This is a genomic window from Candidatus Anoxymicrobium japonicum (genome assembly GCA_002843005.1).
GTDB classification, from domain to species: Bacteria; Actinomycetota; Geothermincolia; order Fen-727; family Anoxymicrobiaceae; genus Anoxymicrobium; species Anoxymicrobium japonicum.
Genome location: PHEX01000089.1, coordinates 1 through 5,604 on the forward strand (window position 1 = coordinate 1; position 5,604 = coordinate 5,604).

7 protein-coding genes and 2 tRNA genes are annotated in these 5,604 nt (G+C 56.8%); 4 read left to right on the plus strand and 5 right to left on the minus strand.

Features of this window, described 5'->3' with window-relative positions; translation table 11 throughout:
* Positions 1-261 carry a hypothetical protein gene (locus CVT63_07700; protein ID PKQ27489.1) on the plus strand — a complete coding sequence of 87 codons (261 nt, stop codon included), beginning with the start codon at positions 1-3 and terminating at the stop codon, positions 259-261.
* A gap of 223 nt (positions 262-484) precedes the next feature.
* Here the strand turns inward: CVT63_07700 and CVT63_07705 are convergent.
* Together CVT63_07705 and CVT63_07710 are read right to left on the minus strand one after the other, a co-directional pair.
* Positions 485-561, minus strand: a tRNA-Arg gene (locus CVT63_07705).
* A gap of 459 nt (positions 562-1,020) precedes the next feature.
* Positions 1,021-1,112, minus strand: a tRNA-Ser gene (locus CVT63_07710).
* A gap of 319 nt (positions 1,113-1,431) precedes the next feature.
* On the opposite strand from CVT63_07710, the gene CVT63_07715 reads away from it, so the two are divergent.
* The gene (locus CVT63_07715) at positions 1,432-1,950 is read left to right on the plus strand and encodes a peptidylprolyl isomerase (GenBank protein PKQ27494.1); all 519 of its coding nucleotides are present in this window, start codon (positions 1,432-1,434) and stop codon (positions 1,948-1,950) included.
* A gap of 188 nt (positions 1,951-2,138) precedes the next feature.
* On the opposite strand, the gene CVT63_07720 is transcribed toward CVT63_07715, so the two are convergent.
* On the minus strand, positions 2,139-2,333 hold the full coding sequence (locus CVT63_07720) for a hypothetical protein (GenBank protein ID PKQ27490.1): 195 nt from the start codon (positions 2,331-2,333) through the stop codon (positions 2,139-2,141).
* A gap of 15 nt (positions 2,334-2,348) precedes the next feature.
* Positions 2,349-3,368, minus strand: a complete 1,020-nt coding sequence (locus CVT63_07725) for a hypothetical protein (GenBank protein ID PKQ27491.1) — start codon at positions 3,366-3,368, stop codon at positions 2,349-2,351.
* Positions 3,369-3,593: 225 nt separating this feature from the next.
* On the opposite strand from CVT63_07725, the gene CVT63_07730 reads away from it, so the two are divergent.
* Together CVT63_07730 and CVT63_07735 are read left to right on the plus strand one after the other, a co-directional pair.
* Positions 3,594-4,370, plus strand: coding sequence for a hypothetical protein (locus tag CVT63_07730; protein ID PKQ27492.1), 777 nt, complete (start codon positions 3,594-3,596; stop codon positions 4,368-4,370).
* Positions 4,370-4,717 (plus strand): hypothetical protein, encoded by a 348-nt coding sequence (locus tag CVT63_07735; protein ID PKQ27493.1) that lies wholly within the window; start codon positions 4,370-4,372, stop codon positions 4,715-4,717. Before CVT63_07730 ends, CVT63_07735 begins: the two co-directional genes overlap by 1 nt.
* Before the next feature lie 33 nt (positions 4,718-4,750).
* Here CVT63_07735 and CVT63_07740 read toward each other — a convergent pair whose 3' ends face one another.
* Entirely contained in the window at positions 4,751-5,494 is a 744-nt protein-coding gene (locus CVT63_07740; GenBank protein ID PKQ27495.1) for a macrolide ABC transporter ATP-binding protein, read from the minus strand.
* Positions 5,495-5,604: the final 110 nt, after the last annotated feature.

The window sequence follows — 5,604 nt, forward strand, 5'->3', positions numbered from 1 at the left end:
ATAGAAGCCTGGGGCATCGCGAAGAGCTTCGCTTTCCTGGAGCAGCCCCAGACCAACGGGGTCGCCGAGCGCTTCCTGCGCACCCTTCAGGAGCAGGCGGTCTACGGACGCGTATTCGACACCATCGAGGAGGTCAGGCAAGCCGTCGCTGATTTCGTGGAACTCTACAACGAGCAGTGGCTCTTAGAAAAGAACGGATATCTAAGCCCCCGCCAGGCGCGGGAAGCCTACTACGCAAGGGAAGTGGAGGCGGTCGCATGAGCCGCAAAGTTGTGTCCAGGGAACCGGGTGCGGTACATTCTTGACCAATGGCTAAAAGTAGGCATAAAAAAAAGACCCTCAAGGTCTTTGTGAATTTTCACTAAAAATTTATTATATCATGCGATTGCGAAAACGCAAACAAACCAGGCAACGGCGCTCACGATGTTTTTCGTCTAAAGCGAGCACTGACAGTTCAGATTTGTGGATTTTGATGGAAAAGGGATGGCACGCCCGCAGGGACTCGAACCCCGAACCTCCCGGTCCGTAGCCGGACGCTCTATCCAATTGAGCTACGGGCGCGTGTTCTGACTTGAATGCGTATATACCAATCAACAACAGGAAAAGAGGACGGCGCCCGATCGAACCAAGCGCCGTCTTTCCTTCTGAACGAGTCTTGCGCTACTGGCTGAAGCCCATTGTGTTGCTTCCGCCAGTGGTGTTACCGTTAAAGTTGAAGTACATCGGGCCAAGCCCCTAAAGTTCTGTAAATTCCCGCAACCGATGCTGCCGTTTTGACCTGATATCATCATCTCGAAGAAAAGCCGCGTCGAGTATGAACAGAAACGGCTCTCCGAGAAAGAAGCTCGAGAACTGGGTCTGGATGCCCTTAAGCTTCAAGGCCACAACTGGGAGCGTGATTCGAAGTCTCTGCTGTTGTCAGGTGACTGTCTAACAGGTAAGCGTGGTTCGCGGCGCGCGGTGACCCCGCCGCGTGTTCTTCAGCCGGCTCCATCCACCAGAGGGCCCTGACGGGCCCGCTGGCGGAGGGAGTGGGATTTGAACCCACGGAACACCTCGCGATGTTCAACGGTTTTCAAGACCGTCGCAATCGTCCACTCTGCCATCCCTCCGTTGATGATTATACGGGGAAATGCCAGCCAATACACGCATACGGGGAAACATCACTCAACAGCGATTATCAATTTTCACAGGTTGACTCTCAATGCTCCTGGCGGTATGTTTCAGTATGTTTGAGATCGGCGCTTATGAGCGGAGGAAGGAAGGAGAGCAATGAAGAAAACATTTTCAACCATGTTGATTGCCCTCGTCATTGTGGCGATATCGGCGATTATGATCGGAGGATGCGGAGTATCTGAGAAAAAAGAAAAAGAGTCGAAGTTAACGGTGCCGGCGACCGCGCCTTCCTCCGTGCCGTCGTCGAGCCAGCAGATGGGTCCTGACGGGAAGCCGGTGAAGACGCTCTCTGATTTCCCCAACGCTCAGGATGGGGCAAACGTCGAGGCCGTAATCAAGACGGACAAAGGTGACATTATCCTGCGGTTCTTCCCGGACGTGGCGCCGGTGACCGTGGCGAGCTTTATCAACCTCGCGAGGACGGGCTTTTACAACGGAACAGCGTTCCACAGGGTGGAGCCCGGCTTTGTGATCCAGGGTGGAGATCCAAAGAGCAAGGATCCTAACGCGCCGGATGTCGGCACAGGCGGGCCCGGTTACTATCTGCCCGCGGAGTTCAACAGCCGCCCGCACAAGACAGGCACGCTCTCGATGGCCCGTTCACAAAGTCCCACTTCAGGCGGCAGCCAGTTTTTCATATGCCTGGCGGACACCCCTTCGCTCGACGGCCAGTACACCGTGTTCGGCGAAGTTGTCTCGGGCATGGACGTGGTCAATCAGGTCACGCCTGGCACGCGGATGAATGAGGTCGTCATCAAGCCCAGAACTCAGTAGATCCGCTCCGCTTGACAGGGACTTGCTTGATCTGCTATTATGAGTTTGCTTGCTTAGCTAGTGAGGAGCAGGCCAATTAACAAGGGAGAGGGTGTCGCGTCAGGCTTCGGCCACGGCGCGACGCTTAATTTTTGGCCCGTTGCTTCCGATGCCGTTCATCCTTTCATGGGCGCGGGAGTGGCAAGTCTCTAACTGTTTTCTTCGACAAACTTCGCGAACGAGCGGTCGTACGTCCGTTCGGCATCCGTTGAGAACGCGCACGCCGGGAGTTGCTTCATCGAGATGTGATAGCGCACACACTCACAGCACCGTCCTTTCCGGGCGCACGGTTCGTACGTGCAGTTGCAGAACGAGAAGTTGGCGTCACTGTTCGGGCAATCCAACGTAATTCTCCTTTGTTAGAGGGCCGCGCTGTTCAAGAGCTCCGGCCCTTCCCTTCCCAGCTTGAAGAGCTTTATGTCGTTGTCCACTTCGATCCACGTCTTCACGGGGATACTTTTATCGGGTGAGCGCGTCCAGGAACCCGTGTTGGCGATTGTCGTATCCGCGTCAGGCAACTTGCCGAGTCCCGGCCTGTGCGTGTGCCCAAAGATGAATCCCGCGGGATGAGGATGCCCCAGTTGCGGCAGCAACTGTTCTATTTCCTTGTAGCTTTCTTTAACAAGCGAATCGCGCAACGGCGACTCGCGCAGGCGATTTGAGTGGAGGAGCCTTTCGAAGAAACTGATGACGTGATAGAAACGCAGGCCTTCGTTAACCAGCTCGGGAACCCACGGCCACATGGACATGGCGCCGCAGAATGGGATGTTCGCCATTTCAATATCGTGAAGTGACGCTTTTTTCCTTCTGCGCCTGATTATGTATCGCCCCAGCCAGAAAGTGCGCGCCCATCCGTACGAGGTCGCGTAGAAGTCCAGGTGGTGGCCGTGCGTGAAGATGACGTCCTTCCCGTTCACCCGCCGTGAGACGAAGGGGTAGGTCATCGGGAAATGGATTCTGGATCCTGGATGGGCAAGACCGCTCAGGATGGTGTCGCCGTACGAGCGAGCCGGCATGAACTTCGGCACGGTGAGGTTTCCCTGCATGACCCTCACGTCTATCTCGAGACGAAACGCGTCAAGGAACATCTGGTGGTCATGGTTACCCGGGATGTACATGACCTTCTCCACGTTTTCAAGCAGGGACAGGCTATGGAAAAAATATCTTGCATGTTTGAGCGCCGGAACTAATGTCTTCATCCAGAGATCCACTATGTCGCCGAGCAAAATCAGTTCCGCGATAGCGCCGCGTCCGGAGAGAACTTCCATGAATCGATCCACCAGTCGCTCATCGTTGAGCAACTGCGATTTGTCCCCGAAGTGGGTATCCGATATCGCGATAATCTTCCCGTTGCGCTCGCTGCTGTTCGGCTTCGTCATTTGGATATGATACCAACAATTAGGGGTCAGGCGCCGTCCACATTTACTGCGTAGAAGGGTCTGGCAACGTCTACCGCTTTAGTGGTAGACGGCGCCTGACCCTGTCGAAATCAATCGCGCAAGCGGTAGACGGCGCCTGACCCTTGCTGGTTCGGGTTGTAGCGAATCAAATTTTCGTCCGCGCTTCTTTCTTTTGTCGGCGCATCGTAGTACAATGTGCTTGTATTGGTTCTTGCCCTCTCCATCATGCGGCTTTCAACAGCCGGAAAGAGGTGGCCTATGTCTTCCACTTGCTCGAACCCCGGAAATCGCGGCGACCGCGCGAGAGCGTTGCTAACCGCGGATGGCGCGTCCTCACTCCAGGATATCGACCTGCTCGCCTTGCTGATTGGCGCGGGCGGGGTGGGGCGCGACACGATCGTGATATCGCGCGAGTTGATCGACAGGTTCGGAGGACTGGAGGCGCTCCGCGACGCGTCCTGCGTGGAGCTCGTCAAGGTAAAAGGCGTCGGGCGGGCGAAAGCAGCCGCGATTATCGCTGGCCTCGAGCTGGGCAGGCGCTCTCTCGCCGGCGCCGTTCCCGGCGCGCGGCTGGGCTCGAGCTCGGACGTTTACAACGCTTTCTGGCCGGACATGGCGTGTGAGCGCACAGAGGTGTTCAGTTGCGCGATGGTTGACGCCAAACTCCGGCTCATGAGAACAGAGGTGATATCGAAAGGCACTCTCACCGCCAGCATCGTCCATCCACGCGAGTCTTTCCGTCCGGCTGTCCGCAACGCGGCGTCGGGGGTAATCTTTGCCCACAATCACCCAAGCGGGGACCCTGTGCCCTCAGACGAAGACAGGCGCATAACCGGCAGGCTCGAGGAAGTTGGCGGCATCCTCGGCATTCCGATGCTGGACCACGTTATCGTAGGTTGCGCGGGAGCGTACTATAGCTTCGCTGACGCCGGTGACCTCGAGGCGCATTCCGCCGGTTACCGTGGCATGGTGTTGCGTTGATGGCGCGCCTGGTCAACGTCACTCGCGGCGCGGTTCTTGCAACCGATGCCCATTTCGCGATGACCGGTCGCGAACGCCGGCGCGGCCTCCTGGGCCGCGATTCCATGAACGCTGGAGAGGCGATGCTCTTCCCGCGGCGCCGACAGGTTCACACGTTCGGGATGCGCTTCGAGATAGATGTTCTGTTCCTCGACAGGGCCGGCAAGGCGCTCCGGTGCGTTCACAACATGAAGTCCTGGCGTCTCTCTCCGTGGGCGCTCCGCGCGCGCGCCACCATCGAGTTGCCCGCGGGCACACTGGGCAGGAGCGGGACAGAGGTTTCTGACATCATCCAAATTGGACATTGACCTCGGAACGTCGAGCGCGGTCATGGAACTGCTTTACCAGACCAGACTCTCCGGGTCAGCCGGATTCTCGTTGGTGACGATATTTGATATCTCGCCGCTGTGAAGGTGGACGACCTTGTTGGCGATTTGCGCGATTGCGGAGTTGTGCGTGACCATCATGAAATTGCAATTCTCCTGCACGGCTATGTCGCGCATGAGCCTGAGGATCATAATTCCCGTGTCATAGTCCAACTCGCCCGTGGGCTCGTCGCAAAGCACGATCGGCGGTCGCTTGGCAAGCGCTCTCGCGATGGCGACCCTCTGCTGTTCGCCGCCAGATAACTGGCTTGGGAAGTGATTTGCGCGGTCACCGAGGCCGACTTGCTCGAGAATGTCGAGCGCATTGGTTCGCTTCTCTTTTTGCACCAGGTCGAGCGCGAACTCGACGTTCTCGCGCGCGGTCAGTGTCGGTATCAAGTTGAAGAACTGAAAAATAAATCCGACGGTGTTGCGGCGGAACCTGGTGAGCTCCTTCTCATTAAAGGTGGAGATGTCGTGACCGCCAACAACGATCTTGCCGCTGGTGGGCGAGTCGATGCCGCCAATGCAGTTCAGCATGGTGGTCTTGCCTGAACCGCTGGGCCCAAGGGCAACGAGAAACTCGCCTTTTTTTGCGATCAGGTCAGCTTCTTTGAGGGCTTTCACCTCGACCTCGCCCATCTGGTAAGTCTTGGACACTTTCTCCAGCAGCACTGTTACGTTGTTGTCCAATCCGTTTCCTTTCCTCAAATCTTCCATCCCTATGTTATACATAGGGGTCACCTGTAAGAAGCCCAAGTCAAGACACACCTCTCCTTGATCCCCGCTCGCGGGGATGTCAAATTCGTCTTGACTTGGGAGGAGACCCC